Source organism: Massilia jejuensis (genome assembly GCF_042656795.1).
GTDB classification, from domain to species: domain Bacteria; phylum Pseudomonadota; class Gammaproteobacteria; order Burkholderiales; family Burkholderiaceae_D; genus Telluria; species Telluria jejuensis.
Window position 1 is genome coordinate 150,222 of record NZ_JBHSMS010000039.1, and the last position, 18,433, is coordinate 168,654.

The 18,433-nt window shown below is 66.2% G+C and carries 14 protein-coding genes and 1 pseudogene; 8 read left to right on the forward strand and 7 right to left on the reverse strand.

The annotated features are described in order from the left end of the window. The first annotated feature begins 5 nt into the window (after positions 1–5). From ligA to def, 3 genes are read left to right on the forward strand one after another with little or no spacing between them, the layout of a single operon-like run. Positions 6–2,417: an NAD-dependent DNA ligase LigA gene (ligA, locus tag ACFPOU_RS12750; RefSeq protein ID WP_379721680.1), complete on the forward strand. Its 2,412-nt coding sequence runs from the start codon at positions 6–8 to the stop codon at positions 2,415–2,417. Then, positions 2,414–3,313, forward strand: coding sequence for a UTP--glucose-1-phosphate uridylyltransferase GalU (galU, locus tag ACFPOU_RS12755; RefSeq protein WP_379721683.1), 900 nt, complete (start codon positions 2,414–2,416; stop codon positions 3,311–3,313). The genes ligA and galU overlap by 4 nt, the downstream gene beginning before the upstream one ends. Continuing rightward, on the forward strand, positions 3,300–3,836 hold the full coding sequence (gene def, locus ACFPOU_RS12760; RefSeq protein WP_379721686.1) for a peptide deformylase: 537 nt from the start codon (positions 3,300–3,302) through the stop codon (positions 3,834–3,836). Before galU ends, def begins: the two co-directional genes overlap by 14 nt. Before the next feature lie 66 nt (positions 3,837–3,902). Here the strand turns inward: def and ACFPOU_RS12765 are convergent, their stop codons facing one another. After that, a complete protein-coding gene (locus ACFPOU_RS12765) occupies positions 3,903–5,699 on the reverse strand; it encodes a DUF885 domain-containing protein (protein WP_379721689.1) in 1,797 nt (598 codons plus the stop codon). A 155-nt stretch (positions 5,700–5,854) separates the two neighbouring features. Here ACFPOU_RS12765 and ACFPOU_RS23850 point away from each other — a divergent pair. The 4 genes and pseudogenes from ACFPOU_RS23850 to ACFPOU_RS12785 all read left to right on the forward strand — a co-directional run bounded on the left by ACFPOU_RS23850 (position 5,855) and on the right by ACFPOU_RS12785 (position 9,810). Then, positions 5,855–6,401, forward strand: a pseudogene (locus tag ACFPOU_RS23850) (transposase). A gap of 166 nt (positions 6,402–6,567) precedes the next feature. Next, the gene (locus tag ACFPOU_RS12775) at positions 6,568–6,981 is read left to right on the forward strand and encodes a hypothetical protein (RefSeq protein WP_379721692.1); all 414 of its coding nucleotides are present in this window, start codon (positions 6,568–6,570) and stop codon (positions 6,979–6,981) included. Continuing rightward, the gene (locus tag ACFPOU_RS12780) at positions 6,982–8,451 is read left to right on the forward strand and encodes an RAD55 family ATPase (RefSeq protein ID WP_379721695.1); all 1,470 of its coding nucleotides are present in this window, start codon (positions 6,982–6,984) and stop codon (positions 8,449–8,451) included. A gap of 39 nt (positions 8,452–8,490) precedes the next feature. Then, the gene (locus tag ACFPOU_RS12785) at positions 8,491–9,810 is read left to right on the forward strand and encodes a hybrid sensor histidine kinase/response regulator (protein WP_379721698.1); all 1,320 of its coding nucleotides are present in this window, start codon (positions 8,491–8,493) and stop codon (positions 9,808–9,810) included. Positions 9,811–9,859: 49 nt separating this feature from the next. Here the strand turns inward: ACFPOU_RS12785 and ACFPOU_RS12790 are convergent, their stop codons facing one another. The 6 genes from ACFPOU_RS12790 to map form a co-directional block, all read right to left on the reverse strand. Then, positions 9,860–10,408: a GNAT family N-acetyltransferase gene (locus tag ACFPOU_RS12790; protein ID WP_379721701.1), complete on the reverse strand. Its 549-nt coding sequence runs from the start codon at positions 10,406–10,408 to the stop codon at positions 9,860–9,862. Positions 10,409–10,438: 30 nt separating this feature from the next. After that, a complete protein-coding gene (locus ACFPOU_RS12795; RefSeq protein ID WP_379721704.1) occupies positions 10,439–11,938 on the reverse strand; it encodes a peptide MFS transporter in 1,500 nt (499 codons plus the stop codon). A gap of 258 nt (positions 11,939–12,196) precedes the next feature. Further along, complete coding sequence (locus tag ACFPOU_RS12800) at positions 12,197–12,841, reverse strand: FMN-binding negative transcriptional regulator (RefSeq protein ID WP_379721707.1); 645 nt, start codon at positions 12,839–12,841, stop codon at positions 12,197–12,199. A 190-nt stretch (positions 12,842–13,031) separates the two neighbouring features. Further along, positions 13,032–13,778 (reverse strand): pseudouridine synthase, encoded by a 747-nt coding sequence (locus tag ACFPOU_RS12805; protein WP_379721710.1) that lies wholly within the window; start codon positions 13,776–13,778, stop codon positions 13,032–13,034. A gap of 29 nt (positions 13,779–13,807) precedes the next feature. After that, positions 13,808–16,384: a [protein-PII] uridylyltransferase gene (locus ACFPOU_RS12810; RefSeq protein ID WP_379721713.1), complete on the reverse strand. Its 2,577-nt coding sequence runs from the start codon at positions 16,382–16,384 to the stop codon at positions 13,808–13,810. 5 nt (positions 16,385–16,389) lie between these two features. Beyond that, the gene (map, locus tag ACFPOU_RS12815) at positions 16,390–17,217 is read right to left on the reverse strand and encodes a type I methionyl aminopeptidase (RefSeq protein WP_379721716.1); all 828 of its coding nucleotides are present in this window, start codon (positions 17,215–17,217) and stop codon (positions 16,390–16,392) included. 327 nt (positions 17,218–17,544) lie between these two features. Between map and rpsB the strand changes: the two genes are divergently transcribed. Beyond that, complete coding sequence (gene rpsB, locus ACFPOU_RS12820) at positions 17,545–18,294, forward strand: 30S ribosomal protein S2 (RefSeq protein WP_379721719.1); 750 nt, start codon at positions 17,545–17,547, stop codon at positions 18,292–18,294. Positions 18,295–18,433 lie beyond the last annotated feature (139 nt).

An 18,433-nucleotide genomic window follows, 5' to 3' on the forward strand; every position in this document is an offset into this window, starting at 1 on the left:
AGCCGATGAGCGAGCAACCCGACACGGCCGGCCAGGACCTGGCGCGCATGGCGGCGCTGGTGCAGGAACTCAATCGCCATATCTATAACTACCACGTGCTCGACGCGCCGACCATTCCGGACGCCGAGTACGACCGCATGTTCATCGAACTGCAGGCGCTGGAAGCGGCGCATCCGGAAGCGGTCTCGCCCGACACGCCGACCTCGCGCGTGGGCGCCGCGCCCATCCCCGAGTTCAAACAGGTCACCCATGCGGTGCCGATGCTGTCGCTGAACAACGGCTTTGCCGACGAGGATGTCGAGAACTTCGATCGCCGCGTGCGCGAAGGCCTCGACGACGGCGAGGTCGCCTATGCGGCCGAGCTGAAGTTCGACGGCCTGGCGATGAGCCTGCGCTACGAGCACGGCGTGCTGGTGCAGGCCGCCACCCGCGGCGACGGCTATACCGGCGAAGACGTCACCGCCAACATCCGCACCGTGCGCGTGATTCCCTTGCGCCTGCACGGCGACGCGATTGGCCAGCCGATCCCGGCGGTGCTGGAGGTGCGCGGCGAAGTCCTGATGTTCAAGGAGGACTTCGCGCGCCTGAACCGGCGCCAGCGCGAGGCCGGGCTGAAGGAATTCGCCAACCCGAGGAATGCCGCCGCCGGCAGCCTGCGCCAGCTCGACGCCCGCGTCACGGCCCAGCGCAAGCTGCGCTTCTTCGCCTACGGGGTCGGCCTGCTCGAAGGCGCCGGGATGCCGGAATCGCATTCGCAGTTGCTCGACTGGCTCGACCACTTCGGCCTGCCGGTGTCGAAGGAACGCGCCGTCGTCCGGGGCCGCGAAGGCCTGCTTGGCTACTACCGCGAGATCGGCGCGCGCCGCGCCGTGCTGCCCTACGAGATCGACGGCGTCGTCTACAAGGTCGACCGCCTGGCCGACCAGCGCGCCCTGGGCTTCGTCTCGCGCGCGCCGCGTTTCGCGCTGGCCCATAAATTCCCGGCCGAGGAAGCGCTGACGGTGGTGTCGGCGATCGACGTGCAGGTCGGCCGCACCGGCGCGATCACGCCGGTGGCGCGCCTGGTGCCGGTGTCGGTGGGCGGCGTGACCGTCACCAACGCCACGCTGCATAACGAAGACGAGGTGCGCCGCAAGGACGTGCGCGTGGGCGACACGGTCGTCGTGCGCCGCGCCGGCGACGTCATTCCCGAAGTGCTGTCGGTCGTGCTCGAACGCCGGCCGACCCCGGCGCCCGCCGTCTACATGCTGCCGGGCGTGTGCCCGGTCTGCGGCTCGCACGTGGTGCGCGAAGAGGGCGAATCGGTGGCGCGCTGCTCGGGCGGCCTGAGCTGCGCGGCCCAGCGCAAGGAAGCGATCCGCCATTTCGCCGGACGCCGCATGATGGACATCGAAGGCCTGGGCGACCGCTACATCGACAGCCTGGTCGAGTGCAGCCTGATCCAGGGCGTGGCCGACCTGTACAAGTTGAACCAGGACGACCTGTTGCGCATGAAGCGCCTGGCCGACGAGCGCGAGGCCGGTGGAAGCAATGCCGCCCCGGAGACGCTCAAGCAGGGCAAGGTGCCGACCAGGTGGGCCGACAACCTGCTCGCGGCGATCGCCGCGAGCAAGCGGCCGCCGCTCGAACGCCTGCTGTTCGCGCTCGGCATCCGCCACGTGGGCGAGTCGACCGCGAAGACCCTGGCCGACTGGCTGGGCAGCCTGGCGCTGGTGCGCCGCGCGCCGGCGGCCTTGCTGCGCGTGCTGCCCGACATCGGTGGCACGGTGGCCGAATCGATCGCCGATTTCTTCGCCGAGGAAAAAAACCAGGTCGCGCTCGATGCGCTGCTCGCGGCGGGCGTGGCGCCGCAAGGCGAGCACGCGCCGAAAGCGGCGCTGCGCGAGCGCCTCGACGAGGTGGCCCTGCTGGCCGCGCTCGGCATTCCGAAACTGACCGAACCGCGCGCGCGCCAGCTGCTGGCCGGGCAAACGCTCGAGGACCTGGCGCACCTGCGCGTGTTCGGCGTCTTCGGCCTGCCCGCATCGGTGGTGGCCGCGCTCGAGGCCTGGATGGCCGTGCCCGCGAACCGCGCGGCCCTGTCCGCCTTGTCGACCCTGCGCCGCGCATTGCTGGAACAGCTGCCGCAGGAAGCCGAGCCGGACCAGGGCCCGCTCAGCGGCCAGACCTTCGTGCTGACCGGGACGCTGCCGACCATGTCGCGCGACGACGCCGGCGCGCTGATCGAGGCGGCCGGCGGCAAGGTGTCGAGCTCGGTATCGAAGAAGACTTCCTACGTCGTGGCCGGCGCGGAGGCCGGCGGCAAGCTGGCCAAGGCCGAGTCGCTCGGCGTGGCCGTGCTCGACGAAGCGGGCTTGCTGGCGCTGCTGGCGGACGCGCGATCCGGCCAGGAACGACAACAGGAGAGCAAGACATGACCATCATTCGCAAGGCCGTCTTTCCCGTGGCAGGCCTGGGCAGCCGCTTCCTTCCCGCCACCAAGGCGCAGCCGAAGGAAATGCTGCCGATCGTCGACAAGCCGCTGATCCAGTACGCGGTCGAGGAAGCCGTCGCCGCCGGCATCACCGAGATGATCTTCATCACCGGCCGCAACAAGCGCGCCATCGAGGACCATTTCGACAAGGCCTACGAGCTCGAGGCGGAGCTGGCAGCGGCCAACAAGCAGGCTCTGCTGGAGCTGGTGCGCGGCGTGATCCCGAAGAACGTCACCTGCATCTACATCCGCCAGTCGGCGCCGCTGGGCCTGGGCCACGCGGTGCTGTGCGCGCGTCCCGTGGTCGGCAACGAGCCCTTCGCCGTGCTGCTGGCCGACGACTTCATGGACACCGGACCCGGCATCACGCCGGTGCTGGCCCAGATGGCCGAGGTGTTCAGCTACGAGAAGTGCAGCCTGCTGGCGGTACAGGACGTGGCACGCGAACACACGCGCCAGTACGGCATCGTCAAGGCCGAGGCCTATCGCGACAATCTCGAGCTGGTCTCGAACATCGTCGAGAAGCCGCTGCCGGAAGAGGCGCCGTCGACGCTGGCCGTGGTCGGGCGCTACGTCCTGAGCGGCGCGATCTTCGAGCACCTGGAGCACCTCGGCGCCGGTTCGGGTGGCGAAATCCAGCTTACCGACGGCATCGCCGCGCTGATGCGCGCCGAACGCGTGCTCGCCTACCGCTACGCGGGACAGCGGTATGATTGCGGTTCGAAACTGGGCTACCTGCAGGCGACCGCCGCGATGGGACTGAAGCATCCTGAAACCGCCGCCGGTTTCAAGAGCTTCCTGGCCCGGCTGGCGAAGGAGAACGGATATGGCGGTACGTGAGATCCTGAAAATGGGCGACCCGCGCCTCTTGCGCGTGGCCGAACCCGTGCGCGAATTCGGCACGCCCGCACTGGCGGCGCTGGTGGCCGACATGTTCGACACCATGCACGCCGCCAACGGCGCGGGCCTGGCGGCGCCGCAGATCGGCGTCGACCTGCAACTGGTGATCTTCGGCTTCAAGCACAACGCGCGTTATCCGGACGCGCCGCAGGTGCCCGAGACGGTGCTGCTCAATCCGGTGCTGACGCCCTTGTCGAGCGAAATGGAAGAGGGCTTCGAGGGTTGCCTGTCGGTGCCGGGCATGCGCGGCAGCGTGCCGCGGTTCACGCGCCTGCGCTACGAAGGCGTCGACCAGCACGGCACGCCGGTCCGGGTCGACGCCGACGGCTTCCATGCGCGCGTGGTGCAGCATGAAGTCGACCATTTGCTGGGCATCCTGTATCCGATGCGGATCACCGATTTTTCGCGCTTCGGCTTTACCGAGGTGATGTTCCCGGACCTGGACCCGGCGGCGGACGATTGACGCCAGGGATCGCCGGCCTCGCCGCGCGCCAGGCATCGGCATCGGCCTTCACCTTCGCGCCGGAACTTAGCCTTCTTTCGGGTACGGGCTCTTTCCCCCTTCCGCGATGAAGCGCTCGATCCGTCCGGCCAGCACCGGCAAGGGCACCGACCCCAGCTGCAGGACCGTATCGTGGAACGCGCGAATGTCGAACTGCGCCCCGAGCGCCTGTTCCGCCCTGGCGCGCGCCTCCATGATCGCCATCTGGCCGAGGTAATACGACAGCGCCTGTCCCGGCCACGAGATATAGCGGTCCACTTCGGTCGTCACCTCATGCTCCGAGAGCGCCGTGTTCTCGCGCAGGTAGGCCTGCGCCTGGGCCCGGCTCCAGCCCTTGGCGTGAATGCCGGTGTCGACCACCAGGCGCGCGGCGCGCCAGGCCTGGTAGCTGAGCATGCCGAAGACTTCGTAGGGCGTCTCGTAGATGCCCATCTCGGTACCCAGGCGCTCGGCGTATAAGGCCCAGCCTTCGCCATAGGCGGAAATGTAGGCGCGGCGAAAGGGTGGCACGCCTTTTTGCTCCAGCGCGACCGGCATCTGGAAGGCGTGGCCCGGGGCCGACTCGTGCAGGGTCAGGGCCGGCAGGCTGTAGAGCGCGCGCGAGGGCAGGTCGTAGGTGTTGACCAGGTAGACGCCGGGGCCGCCGCGGCCGGCCGTGTAATAGGGCGCCTGGTCGGGCGGCACCGGACGGATCGCGAAGCGCCGGCGCGGCAGGTAGCCGAAATACTGGTCCGCCCTGGCGTCGAACTTCTTCGCGATCCAGGCCGCGCGCATCAGCAGTTCTTCGGCGCTCCTGGCGTAGAACTGCGGGTCGGTGCGCAGGAAATGCAGGAAGGCGGGCAGGTCGCCCGCGAAGCCGGTAGCGGCGATCGCCTGCAGCATCTCGGCGCGGATCTTCGCCATCTCGGCAAGCCCGGTCCGGTGGATCTCCTCGGCCGTCATGCCGGTCGTCGTGAATTCGGCGATCTTCGACTGGTAATAAGCCCTTCCGTCCGGAAGGCGCTCGGCGGCGAGGGTGTCGCGCGCCCCCGGAATATACTGTCCGCGCATGAAGGCCAGGGTCGCCGCATGCGCCGGCTGCACCTGCTCGCGGATGGCGGCGATTGCCTGCGCACGCAGCGCGGCCTGCTCGGCGGCGGGAATCGCGGCCGGCATGCTCTTGAAGGGCAGGTAGAACACGGTGTCCTCGGGCGCGGCGCCGGCCACCGAGGCCAGCGCCGCATCGCGCCCTTGCAGCGTGACGCGCGGCGGCGTGAAGCCGCGCGCGAGGCCGGCGCGCATGTTCCCGACCTGTTCGGCAAAGTAGCGCGGCATCCGGCCGAGGCGCGTCAGGTAGGCGCGGTAGTCCTCAATCGCGGCAAAGGGCTGGCGGGCGTCGTAGGCGGCGTCGGTCCAGAAGGCGCTGTCGGCATTGACCGGTTGCTCGTACTCGCGAAAACGCAGCGCTTCGACGAAGGCCGCGATCTGGGCGCGGTAGACCTGGTAGTTGACTTGTTCGGGCGCCGACAGGCGCGCCGCGTCGATGCCGTCGAGTTGGCCCATGACCTTTTGCCAGTGCTGCAGGCGCGTTCGCTGCGAGGCTGCGTCGACGCGGGGGAAATCGGGGTCGACCCGGCCACGTTCGGATTCGCCGCGGACCAGGCCCTGTTGCACGCGCCACCGCCATTCGGCACGGTGGATGGCGGCGAAGCGCGCCTCCGGCGCGCCCGCCCTGGGCGCGGCCAGGGCGGCGGGCGCGGCGGGCGCGGCGGGTACGGCGCCTGCCTGCCCCAGCATCAGGATGCCTGCCGCGCAGAGCGCGCCGGCCACGGTCGGTTTCATCATCTCGCTATCCCCGTATCGATTTTGCTGTCTGGCATTATGTCTCAGCGTGCATGCCGGCGCCAAAGATTTTGGCGCTGTCACCGCTACGTGTAGAAATTGAACTGCTGGGCGCTAGCGAGGTCGAACTGCCATTCGACCATCGAGCGGAGTCTGGCGTGCAGGCAAGACGCTTCACACTATGGCTAAGGCAATTGAGTACATTGACGAGGCGCCAGCGCGCGCACCTCGCGCAGGCGCTGCGGCCCTCGCTCGGGCTGGACCGGGTTTGCGAGGCGATCGACGGCGCAGCTTGCCGCGCCTGCGGCAAGACCTTCACACGCCTGTCCGGAACACCCCTTTCCCGGCTGCGCCAGCGCGACAAGTGGCTCGACTATCTGGGCCAGATGCTCGACGCGAAGAGCGTATGCAGGTCGGCAAGGCACGTCGACGTGCACCGCAACACCAGCTTTCGCTGGCGTCATCGCTTCCTTGATCTCGCACCAGTACGTGCACCTGCGCCTGGGCGAGCGGGTCCGCGGCGCCGTCCATGTGCAAAACGTGAACGCCTATCAGCGCCGATTCAGGCAATGGCTGGCACGCTTCCATGGCGTTGCTTCACGCTAGTTGCCGAATTACCTGAGCTGGCGCCGGGCGCTCGATGGCGAGCGCATTGCGTCACCGGAGCGCTTCCTGCGAGCGGCAATGGGACTCGTCCTTACGTAACGGTGACAGCGCCAAAACTTTCTCCAACGGGTGCGCTTGCGTAGGACTTCATGCCGTCTTCGCGTGGGATGGATAAAATTGTCAATTCACCCTCTATAATTGCGGTTCAGCCAGCCAGATGGCAACAAACCTATAACAAACAACGAACGACAGCCCAACAGCGAGCATGAACCACAACCACGGGCAGCGGCCCCTGTCGCCTGGCGAGGCGCACACGAGCAAGGATGGAGGCGCCGCGCTACTGGTGCAGCCCTGGCTGCGCCTGAGCGATCAGCTGACGCCCCTGATCGGTGAAAGTGGCTTTTGCGCCCTGTTCGGTCGCGCATTGCGCCTGTCGGCCCCACGCTTCGAGGGCCTGTCCACTTGCGACAGTGCCCGGCCGGTGGCCGATCTGTTTACGTCCCTGACCAGAACCCTGAACGAGATAGGACTCGAGCACGCGGAGGCCGCGAACGGCGCCCTGCTCGAGACATTCACCACGCTGCTGGGCACCTTGATCGGCGAAGCGCTAACGAAACAGCTGTTACACGTCGCACAGGTAGGCGGGGATGGGCAGACGCATGGACAGGAGCGGAAGTAAATGAGCGATAAAGTGGCCCTCGGGCTCTTGCAAACCGGTGTACCAGGACTGGATATCCTGCTGGGTGGCGGATTGCCCGAGTTTTCGTTCAACCTGGTAGCCGGCGCGCCGGGCAGCGGCAAGACGACGCTCGCGCACCAGATCATGTTTGCGCTTGCCAGCACCGAACGGCGCGCCCTGTTCTTCACCGTGCTCGGCGAGCCCCCGCTGAAAATGCTGCGCTACCAGCAGCAGTTCTCGTTCTTTGACATGAGCAAGATCGGCCCGGCAATCCGCTACGTCAACTTGAGCGAGAGCCTGCGCAGCGGCGATTTCAGTGGCGTGCTCGAACGCATCATGCGCGAAGTGGAAGCGTTTTCGCCGGCGCTGGTCTTCGTCGATTCCTTCCGCTCGGTGGTGCAGACTGCCAAGTCCGGCAACGAGGGTGTCTCCGACCTGCAATTCTTCATCCAGGAGCTGGGTACGCGCATGACCAGCTGGCAGGCGACAACCTTCCTGATCGGCGAATATGTCCATTCCGATCCGGAAGCCAATCCGATCGTGACGGTGGCCGACGGCATGCTTGCACTGACCCAGGTGCACGAGCACAGTACGATGGTGCGCAAGATGCGGGTCGTCAAGATGCGCGGCCGTGCCCACCTGGCTGGATCGCACAATTTCCGCATCACCGATGCCGGCCTGCGCGCCTACCCGCGCATCCTGCCGCCACTGGCGAGCGACCGCCTTCCGGGCACCCCGATCGACCGCGATCCGCGCCGCATCTCGACCGGCATACCTGGCCTGGACGGCATGCTGCTCGGCGGCATGCCCGAAGGTCATACGATGCTCATTTCCGGTCCCACCGGCTCGGGCAAGACGATCGTCGCCACCCGCTTCCTGCAGGAAGGCGTGCGCCAGGGCGAGAAAGGCGTGGCCGTCTACTTCGAAAAGGGGACGCCGCGCCTGCGCAATGCCGAGCTGGCGGAAATGATCCAGAGCGGCGACGTCGCCGTGATCGAAACCCGCCTGCTCGACCTCACCGTGGACGAACTGATCGACGAGCTGGCGCAGACCCTGGAGCGTACCGGCGCGCGCCGCCTGGTGATCGATTCGCTGTCCGAGTTCGACTTGTACATGGCGCCGGAATACCACGCCGACCTGCGCCTGGCCGTGTTCCGCCTGCTGTCGGAGGTGGCCAAGCAAGGTGTGAGCGCAATGGTCACGATCGGCTTGAACGATCTCTTCGGCGAACTGCGCTTCGGCGAAGCGAACATTCCGTTCCTGACCGATGCCATCGTCGCCTTGCGCTACGCCGAGGTCGACGGCAGGCTGGAAAAATTCATGTCAGTCGTGAAAGTGCGCGGCTCCGCGCACAGCAACGACTTGCGTGCCTACCGGATCACCGACGAAGGCCTGGTGGTGGACGAACTTCCGACCGAAGTCAGCGGCGTCTTCGGCGGCGGCTCGGCACGCGCCATTGCGACGGCATGAGGAGGACCGGGAATGTTTCACAAAGACGAAAGCGGCTCGATGCAACGTTCCCATGATTCCGGGGAAGGACAGGCTCCGCCCGACGCCTACACCGGCGCCCTGCTGCGCCACATCGGCAGCCTGGAGGAAGAGGTCGCGCGCCTGCGCACCGCCTTGCGCGGCAAGGAAGAACTCGAGACGAGCGTGGCCCGCCTGCGCGAAGCCAACCAAAACCTGGTGGTGGCGGCGATCAGCGCCCAGGGCCTGCGCGACGATGCCGAAGCGGCCAACCGGCGCCAGAACGAATTCCTGGCCATGCTGGCGCACGAATTGCGCAATCCGCTAGTGCCGATCAGCATGTCCTCGATGCTGCTGGAGCGCAACGCCAATGCCAACCCGCAGCTGCTCAATTTCACCAGGGTGATCCGGCGCCAGGTCGACCACATGGCCTGCCTGCTCGACGACCTGCTCGACGCCGCGCGCATCAGCAGCGGCAAGATCACCCTGAACCTGGAACCGCTGTCGCTCTCCGCCACCATCGAACAGGCCCTGGAAACCGTATTGCCGCGCATCGGCGAGCGCAACCAGACGCTCGACCTCGACCTGCCGGAGCAGGAACTTGCCACCCGCGGCGACCGCGTGCGCCTGACCCAGGTCCTGTCCAACCTGATCGGCAACGCCTCGAAATACACGGGCGACGGCGGACGCATCGCCCTGGCGGCCGCCCTCGAAGGCGAGGAGATCGTCATCACCGTCAGCGACAACGGCACCGGGATCGCGCCCGAAGTGCTGCCGCATATCTTCGACCTGTTCACCCAGGGACCGCGTTCGCTGGCGCGCTCCGAAGGCGGCCTGGGCATCGGCCTGAACGTGGTGCGCAACCTGGTCACCATGCACGGCGGCACCATCACGGCCGACAGTCCCGGCGTCAAGCAGGGCAGCCGCTTCACCCTGCGCCTGCCGGCCTGCGCGCTGCCGGACACGGCACCGCCGCAGCCGGTCCTGCAAGCCGCCGGCGCCAACAGCTGCCGCGTGCTGATCATCGAAGACAATCCCGACGCCTGCGAAACCCTGAAAGCCTTCCTCGACCTGGAAGGGCACGAGGTCAGCATGGCGCACGACGGCCAGGCCGGCCTGGACGCCCTGCTCGAAGGCGCCTTCGACGTCGTCGTCTGCGACATCGGCTTGCCGGGCATGGACGGGCTCGAAGTCATGACGCGCCTGCGCGCCTCGGGCGCGGCGCAGCCGGTCGCCATCGGCCTGTCGGGCTATGGCCAGGCCGAGGACCGCGCCCGCGCGGCGCTCGCCGGCTTCGACCACTACCTGGTCAAGCCGGTCGATCCGGATGCCTTGCTGGCGCTGGTGAGGGCACGCGTCTAAGACCTCGCCGCCCTGGAACGTATCCGGTTGCGTTCGCAAAAATCCACATCTATCTCCGGTCGAGGTCCGGGGCATCCTGGCGCGCCTGCCACTCGGCGCGCGTGATTTCCCAGGCCGCATGCGGCCGTTCGTACCACTGTTCCAGGCCGCGCCGGCGCATTCCCAGGCGCGCCATCACGCGCGCCGAATCCTCGTTCTCCGGCAGGCAGACCGCGGTCAGGATCGGCGCATGCAAGGTATCGAAGGCGAAGCGCGCCATTGCCCGCGCCGCTTCCGAGGCCAGGCCCCGGCCCCAGCGGTCGGGAACCAGGCGCCAGCCGATCTCCAGCGGGTTGGCCGGATCGCGCCCGAGGTACTGGATGCAGCCCGCGCCCACCAAGCGGCCGGTGTCGCGTTCGATGAAGGCCCACCACGAAAAGCCGTACTGGGCCCAGCGGCCTTTGACGACCTCGATCATCTTGCGGGTCTGCTCGGGTGCTTCCGGTTCGCCGCTGATGAATCGCATGACCTTGGGCAAGCGGTTCATGGCCTGCAAGCCGTCGAAGTGGCGCTCGTCGATCGGTTCGAGGCGCAGGCGGGCGGTGGTGAGCATCGTCATCGCCTTGCTCCTTCCTACTGAGACAGATTGTTACTGGTGCGCGTTGTGGGTCGCAGTCAACTTGCGCATCAGCGGCAGCACGCCGAGGGCGATCAGGGTGCAGGCCACGGCGGCGATGCCCAGCTTGTTGAACAGGCTGGTGTAGATCGGCAGCGTCTGCAGCGGATCGGTCATGCCTTGCGGGACGCTGGCGTAGTTCGCCACCACGCCGCCCAGGTATTGCGAGATACCGACCGCGACGAAATAGGCGCCCATCATGAAACCGCCCATGCGGGCCGGCACATAACGCGCCACCATCGCCAGGCCCAGGCCCGACACCAGCAGCTCCCCCAGCGAATACAGGCCGTAGCCGGCAATCATGATCCACGACGAGGTCAGGCCGTTGACGGCAAACGTCCCCGCGAACCCATAGGTGAAGAAGCCGGCGGCCACCACGGTGAAGCCGAGCGCGAACTTGCCGGCGATCGACAGGTCGTTGCCGGTGCGGCCGGCGCGGGTGTAGATCCAGGCCAGCACGGGGCTGAGCACCATGATCCAGATCGCGTTCAGGGCCTGGAACTGCGCCGGCGACCAGGTCCACAGGTGGGCGCCCAGCACGTTGAAGTCGAGGTCGACGTTACGCAGCGCGAACAGCGAGAGCGAGGTGCTCATCTGCTGGTAGAAGATAAAGAAGAACACCGTCTGCAGCGTCAGCACCAGGGCTGCGATCAGGCCGGCGCGTTCGCTCGGCGCGCTCTTGCGGATCAGGTGCACGAAGATGCCCAGCACCACGAAACCGGCCAGGTAGACGAACATGCGCGCCAGGCCCTGGTATTGCAGGATGACGGCCGACAGGCCGACCGCGACCACGCCGCCGGCCAGTACCATGGCCAGCTTGCGCTTGTCGAGCGGCAATTCGTCCGGCAGCGAGCCGACGTGGCTGATGGTGGCGCGCATCATCATCACCGTGAGCAGGCCGACGATCAGGCCGACGCTGCAGACGGCGAAGGCCACGTGCCAGCCGAGTTCGTTGCCATAGGCCGCGTTGATATGGTCCTTGATGGCGGGCGTGGCCAGCATCGAGAAGGTCGAGCCGACGTTGACGGCCATGTAGTAGATCGTGAAGGCGCTGTCGATCTTCGAATCGTCGCCCTCATAAATCTTGCGCACCAGGTTGGCGGTGTTCGGCTTGAACAGGCCGTTGCCGACGACGATCACGCCGAGGGCCGAGAACAGGAACCAGGTGTTGACGGTCGGGACCGCCATCAGCATGTAGCCGAGGGTCAGGATGATGGCGCCGAGCACCATGCAGCGGCGCGTGCCGAGCACCTTGTCGCCGATCCAGCCGCCGATGGCCGGTGCGACGTAGATCAGGGCGGCGGCGGCGCCCCAGACGAGGTTGGCGCGGCTGTCGTCGAAGCCCATGCGCTGGACCATGAAGTAGACGATCAGCGCCTGCATGCCGTAATAGCCGAAGCGCTCCCAGAGTTCGATCAGCGCGACGGTCATGAAGGACCGGGTCTGGCTGGTCGGCAGGATTTCCGTTTTCAATTTGTCTCCCTTGATATAGTGACTGTCGCCTTCAGCTCGTGACTGTCGGCAAGCCGTTGCATGCTACGCGACGGCAAAGGAAGATGCAATCCTGGCAGGAACGGGGGAGGGCGTTCCGTGGGAAGTCAAGCGTGCGCGGGGGAGCGGGCGGTTTCGGCACAGATCCCGACTCCCGCCGATCGGATGTGCTGGCTCGCCCGCGGCCGAAACGCAGGAGAGCAGGCGCTGCTCGTGTCCGGTTCCGGCCGAAGCAGCCGTTCAATGATTGTTCAGCTTGACTTCAACCTGGTCCAGGATGGCATTGCCGATGACCGCATTCCCACGGTTCTTCAAGGCCTCGGCGACGCCCTGCGCGTCACGAAGTTCCTTGTTTTGGCTCAGCTTTAACTTGCCGACAAGACGCGTAACGTCGATCTCGACGCCGACGATGGCCTTCAGCAGCCCGTCGATGAACTCGGGCGAACTATCGGTCATCTTCCATGGGACGGGTTGCGACGCTTCGTGGGTGCGGGTCAGGCGGCCGACAACCGCGCGGACGGAGCGCTCGTCGTCACGGATGGCAATCCGTCCGTAAGCATGCACTACCCGGTAGTTCCAGGTCGGGACCTGCGCGTGCGTTTCATGCTTGGACGGATACCAGTTGGGCGAGATATAAGCGTCACCGGCACGAAAGACGACCAGGACCTCGTCGCCATCGGCTACGTCCTGCCACACCGGGTTGGCCCGTGCCACATGCGCAATCAACCTCCCCATCGCGCCCTGCCTGGGGTCGAATTCAAACGGTATATGGTTGGCATCGAGTCCGCCGGGGCCATGCGTGACCAGCATTCCCAAGGGATACTGCTTGATGAGCTCATGCAGCACGTCGGTCTGCGTCTCATCGAAATGGGGCGGCACGTACATCTTGCTTCTCCTGTTGCAGGACCGCTGGCGGCCCGGAAAGCGACCTGCGCGATCTGGACCGTCGGTCCACGCGCGCGACCGCAGTCCGGCCACCGGCTGGGTCGCGAGCATGGCGCCTGTTCCCTCGGCCAGCATCGCGCTCAGGGAGAATATCAGGTTCCCACGGGTAATTGAAACATTTCGCGCCGCGTCAGAACTGCTCGTCCGCCCGCAGGTAACGCCACTGCCCGACCGGCAAGTCCCCCAGTTTTACCTTGCCGATGCGCACGCGCTTGAGGCCGATGACTTTCAGGCCGACCATGTCGCACATGCGGCGGATCTGGCGCTTCTTGCCTTCTTTCAAGGTAAAGCTGAGCTGGTCGTCGTTTTGCCAGCGCACCTTGGCCGGCAGCAGCGGCTTGCCGTCCATCCACAGGCCATGGTTCAGTTTTTTCAAGTCGCTCTCGGGCAGCTTGCCCGGTTTCGTGTATTCGACCCGCACCAGGTATTCCTTGTCGACCGACGTGGTTTCGCCGATCAGCTGCTTGGCCACGCGCCCGTCCTGGGTCAGCACCAGCAAGCCCACCGAGTCGATGTCGAGGCGCCCGGCCGGTACCAGCGAACGCAATTGCGTCGGGTGGAAGGTGTCCGGCGCCGGGTCGTCGGGCCAGCGGTTTTCGGGCTTGATCAGGGCCACCGCCGGCGTATAGCCGTCCTCGGCCTGGCCCGACACGTAGCCCATCGGCTTGTTGATCAGGATGGTGACGCGCTTGCTCTGTTCGGCCGCGGCCTGGCGCTCGACGGTGATGCGCTGGGTCGGGAGCACCTTGCTGCCCAGCTCCGCGACGACCTTGCCGTCGACCCGTACCCAGCCCCGCGCGATCCATTCGTCGGCTTCGCGGCGCGAGCACAGGCCCAGTTCGGACATTCGTTTGGAAAGGCGGAGCGGTTCGGTCATGTGTCGGTCGATAAGTGAGATAGGGTGGTTCAGATCGCCAGCGCGTCGAGCAGCTCGGTTTCGAGCTGCACCAGCACGCGCGGGTTGTTCAGGTTCGGGCCGTCGACGAGGAAGACGTCCTCGACGCGTTCGCCCAGGGTCATGATCTTGGCCGTGTGCACGTTGATGCGGTAGCGCGTGAGCACGTTCGCGATCGTGTACAGCAGGCCCGTACGGTCGTTGGCCGCCACCGAGAGCAGGTAGCACTGGCCGCGATCGTCCGGGCGCAGTTCGACGCTCGGCGCGATCGGGAAATGGCGCGACAGGCGCGACAGGCGCGGGCGCGTCGGCGGCGGCAGCGGTTCCGTCGAGGCCAGCAGCTCGCACAGTTCGTGTTCGAGCAGGCTGATGATGTCGCGGTAGTTCTTCGCGAAGTTTTCCTCGGTGACGAGAAAGGTGTCGAGCGCATAGCCATCGCGCGTGGTGTGGATCTTCGCGTCGAGGATGCTGAAGTTCTTGCGGTCGAAATAGCTGCAGATGCGCGCGAACAAATCCGGCTGGTCCTTCACGTACACGGCCACCTGCAAGCCCGCGCCGGCCGGCGCCAGGCGCGCCTTGACCACCGGCTTGACGCTCTTGATCTTGTCATGCAGGCAGCGCGTCTGCCAGGCGATGTCGGAAGCATCGTGGCGCAGGAAGTAGACGACGTCGAGCTGGTCCCACAAGGCTTCGTGCGCGTCGCTCGGCAAGCCGAACAGGCGCAGCGTGGCCATCGCTTCCTGCTGGCGCATCCGCAGTTCGCGGTCGGCCGAATGCGGCTCGCCGCCGAGCACGCGCAGCGTGATGCGGTACAGGTCTTCGAGCAGCTTGGCCTTCCAGGCGTTCCACACCTTGGGGCTGGTGCCGCGGATGTCGGCCACCGTCAGCAGGTACAGGGCCGTCAGGTGGCGCTCGTCCTTCACCAAGGCGGCAAAGGCCTGGACCACGTCCGGGTCCGACAGGTCCTGCTTCTGCGCGACCTGCGACATGGTGAGATGCTGCTCGACCAGGAAGACCACCAGTTCGGTATCGGCCTCGCCGATCCCGTGGTCGCGGCAGAATTCGAAGGCGTCGACCTTGCCCAGTTCCGAGTGGTCGCCCCCGCGCCCCTTGGCGATGTCGTGGAACAGGGCGGCCACGTACAGCAGCCAGCGGTCGCGGAAGTTGGCGATGAGCTGGCTGCAGAACGGGTATTCATGGGCGTGTTCGGCCATCGTGAAGCGGCGCAGGTTACGCACCACCATCATGATGTGCTGGTCCACGGTGTACACGTGGAACAGGTCGTGCTGCATCTGGCCGACGATGTTGCGGAAGTTCGGCAGGTAGCGGCCCAGCACGCCGAACTCGTTCATGCGCCGCAGCGCATGCACCAGGCCGACCGGGGCCTTCAGGATGCGCAGGAAGTTGGCGCGATTGCCCGGATCGGCGCGGTAGGCGTCGTCGATCAGCTTGCGCGCATGCCAGAGCGCGCGCGTGGTGCGCGCCGTCATGCCCTTGAGATCGGGGCGCTCGGTCATGGCGACGAAAATCTCGAGCACCGCCGACGGCGCGGTCTCGAAGGTATCGTCGCGGGCGATGTCGATGAAGCCGTTGACGTCGTTGAAGCGGTCGTCGATGCGCACCGGCTCGCAAGGCTGGGGGAACAGGCGCGCCTCGATGTTCTGCAGCAGGATGGTATTGAGCTGGGTGACGGTCTTGGCCGCCCAGTAGTAGCGCTGCATCAGGTATTCGCTGGCGCGGCGCGCGCCGGGGCCGGGCGGGTCCGATGCCAGTCCGAACGATTCGGCGATCGCCGTCTGCACGTCGAACAGCAGGCGGTCTTCGCGCCGCCCCGTATGCAGGTGCAGGCGCACGCGGATGTCCTTGAAGGCGCGCTCCTTTTCCATCAGCTGGCGCGCTTCGTCCTGCGTGATGAGTTCGCGCGCGGCGAGCTGGCTCCAGGAACTGGCGAGACCGGCCGCTTTCGCCACCCACAGGATGACCTGCAGGTCGCGCAGCGCGCCCGGGCTTTCCTTGCAATTGGGTTCGAGCGCGAAGGCCGTGTACTCGTGCTTGGCGTGGCGCAGGCGCATCTCGGCGGTCTTGGCCTGGAAGAAGGCTTGCGGGTCGAGCGCTTCCTGGTAACGCGCCTGCAGCTGCGCGAACAGCGCCGCGTCGCCCGTCACCAGGCGCGCTTCGAGCAGGCTGGTTTGCACCGTGATGTCGGCGCCCGATTCGCTCAGGCATTCGTCGACGGTGCGGATGCTGTGCCCGATCTCCAGCCCCAGGTCCCACAGCAGCTGCACCAGCGCTTCGAGCCGGGCCTGGGTGATCGCGTCGGCCGGCGCGCCCAGCAGGATCAGCAGGTCGACATCGGAGTGGGGAAACAGCTCGCCGCGGCCGTAGCCGCCCACGCCCACCAGGGCCGTGTGCTCGGGCAGGCGCGCGGCGACCCAGGCGTCGGCAAGGATGTCGTCGACCGCCTGGCGCAGGCCGCGCAGCAGCTTTTCGGGCTTTCCGTCCTCGCGGAATGCCGCGAACAGGGCCTGGCGTTCCGCTTTCAGCCGGCCCTTCAGTTCGGGCCTGGCGTCATCGAGGGCGGCGGACATGGCGCTTACGCCGGCACGGCGTCTTGGGCGCCCAGCACGATGGCCGGCGGCGGCGGGGTGCCGGCCGAGGTGGTCAGCACTTCGTAGCCGGTCTCGGTCACCAGGATCATGTGTTCCCACTGGGCCGACATGCTGCGGTCGCGCGTCTTGATGGTCCAGCCGTCCGGCATTTCCTTGATCTCGCGGCGGCCGGCATTGATCATCGGCTCGATCGTGAAGATCATGCCCGGTTCGAGCTTGTCGAGCGTGCCCGGCTTGCCATAGTGCAGCACCTGCGGTTCTTCGTGGAACACGCGGCCGATGCCGTGGCCGCAGAATTCGCGCACCACGCTGTAGCCGTGCTTTTCGGCATGCTGCTGGATTGCATGGCCGATATCGCCCAGGTAGGCGCCGGGTTTTACCTTGGCGATGCCGAGCCACATGCATTCGTAGGTCACTTCCGACAGGCGGCGCGCCAGGATCGACGGTTCGCCGATCAGGAACATGCGGCTGTTGTCTCCATGGAACCCGTCCCTGGTGATGACGGTGACGTCGATGTTCAGGGCGTCGCCGCTTTTCAGGACCTTGTCGCCCGGAATGCCGTGGCAGATGACGTCGTTGATCGAGGTGCAGACGGCTTTCGGGAAGGGCGGGTAGCCGGGCGGCGCGTAATTGAGCGGCGCCGGCACCGTGCCCTGGACGTCGGTCATGTAGGCGTGGCACAGGCGGTCGAGTTCGCCGGTGGTGACACCGGCCTTGACGAAGGGCGTGATGTAGTCGAGCACTTCGGCGCCGAGACGGCCGGCCAGGCGCATGCCTTCGATTTCGTCGGGAGTCTTGATGGAGATGGACATAAGGATCGGTATCGGTTCAATGAACGGCGTGGGGGGCGGGCGCGGCGGGTCTTGCCGCCAGGGCCTTGCCATGATCGCCTGATTATAAGGGATTGCGGGGCGCGCTGCCGAGGAGGCGGGGCGCCGGGCCGGGCCGGGCCCGGCCGCGCATGCATTGTTACGCTTGAAAAACCCGCCGAATCCGGCTAGAATCCCGGGTTGCTTGGCCTGAGGCCTTGCAATGTTGTCAAATCAGTTCAATTTATTTTATACAAATCGCGAAATCGGCCTCAAAGGGTGCCCTCGAGGTGACTGGCCGATGTTCAAGACTTAACCCTGGAGAATGACATGTCCGTTACTATGCGCGAAATGCTGGAAGCCGGTATCCACTTCGGCCACCAGACCCGTTTCTGGAACCCGAAGATGGCGCCGTTCATCTTTGGTCATCGCAACAAGATCCACATCATCAACCTGGAAAAGACCATGGCGATGTACCAGGATGCGATGAAGACCATCAAGCAGATCTCGGCCAACCGCGGCACCATCCTGATGGTCGGCACCAAGCGCCAGGCGCGTGACCTGATCGCCGCCGAAGCGCAGCGTGCGGGCGTGCCTTACGTCGACCAGCGCTGGCTCGGCGGCATGCTGACCAACTTCAAGACCATCAAGACCTCGATCAAGCGCCTGAAGGACATGGAAGCCCAGATCGAAGACGGTTCGGTCGAGAAGCTGTCGAAAAAGGAAGCGCTGATGTTCGAGCGCGAGATGGTCAAGCTGCAGAAGTCGATCGGCGGCATCAAGGACATGGGCGGCGTTCCCGACGCGATCTTCGTCGTCGATGTCGGCTACCACAAGGGCGCCATCACCGAAGCCGGCAAGCTGGGCATCCCGGTCATCGGCGTGGTCGATACCAACCACTCGCCGGAAGGCGTCACCCACGTGATCCCTGGTAACGACGACTCGTCGAAAGCCATCGCCCTGTACGCACGCGGCGTCGCCGATGCGATCCTGGAAGGCCGTGCCAACGCCACCAACGAAGTCGCCGAGATGGCCAAGGCCGGCGGCGACGACTTCGTCGAAGTCTCCGAGCAGGCATAAATTGCAGGCAGGCCGCGCGCCTGCCATTGCACAGAAGGGGTGCCGGGCCGTGGCTGCGCACCCCTTTTTTTAAGTACCGGATTCCAGTATTAAAGCTCGTGCAAATGCTGCGGCGTTTGTACCAATGAACACATTTAGG

Coding starts and splice junctions, on each gene's coding strand:
- ligA (WP_379721680.1), top strand. CDS start 6: ATGAGCGAGCAACCCGACACGGCCGGCCAGGACCTGGCGCGCATGGCG.
- galU (WP_379721683.1), top strand. CDS start 2,414: ATGACCATCATTCGCAAGGCCGTCTTTCCCGTGGCAGGCCTGGGCAGC.
- def (WP_379721686.1), top strand. CDS start 3,300: ATGGCGGTACGTGAGATCCTGAAAATGGGCGACCCGCGCCTCTTGCGC.
- ACFPOU_RS12765 (WP_379721689.1), bottom strand. CDS start 5,699: ATGATGAAACCGACCGTGGCCGGCGCGCTCTGCGCGGCAGGCATCCTG.
- ACFPOU_RS12775 (WP_379721692.1), top strand. CDS start 6,568: ATGAACCACAACCACGGGCAGCGGCCCCTGTCGCCTGGCGAGGCGCAC.
- ACFPOU_RS12780 (WP_379721695.1), top strand. CDS start 6,982: ATGAGCGATAAAGTGGCCCTCGGGCTCTTGCAAACCGGTGTACCAGGA.
- ACFPOU_RS12785 (WP_379721698.1), top strand. CDS start 8,491: ATGCAACGTTCCCATGATTCCGGGGAAGGACAGGCTCCGCCCGACGCC.
- ACFPOU_RS12790 (WP_379721701.1), bottom strand. CDS start 10,408: ATGACGATGCTCACCACCGCCCGCCTGCGCCTCGAACCGATCGACGAG.
- ACFPOU_RS12800 (WP_379721707.1), bottom strand. CDS start 12,841: ATGTACGTGCCGCCCCATTTCGATGAGACGCAGACCGACGTGCTGCAT.
- ACFPOU_RS12805 (WP_379721710.1), bottom strand. CDS start 13,778: ATGACCGAACCGCTCCGCCTTTCCAAACGAATGTCCGAACTGGGCCTG.
- ACFPOU_RS12810 (WP_379721713.1), bottom strand. CDS start 16,384: ATGTCCGCCGCCCTCGATGACGCCAGGCCCGAACTGAAGGGCCGGCTG.
- map (WP_379721716.1), bottom strand. CDS start 17,217: ATGTCCATCTCCATCAAGACTCCCGACGAAATCGAAGGCATGCGCCTG.
- rpsB (WP_379721719.1), top strand. CDS start 17,545: ATGTCCGTTACTATGCGCGAAATGCTGGAAGCCGGTATCCACTTCGGC.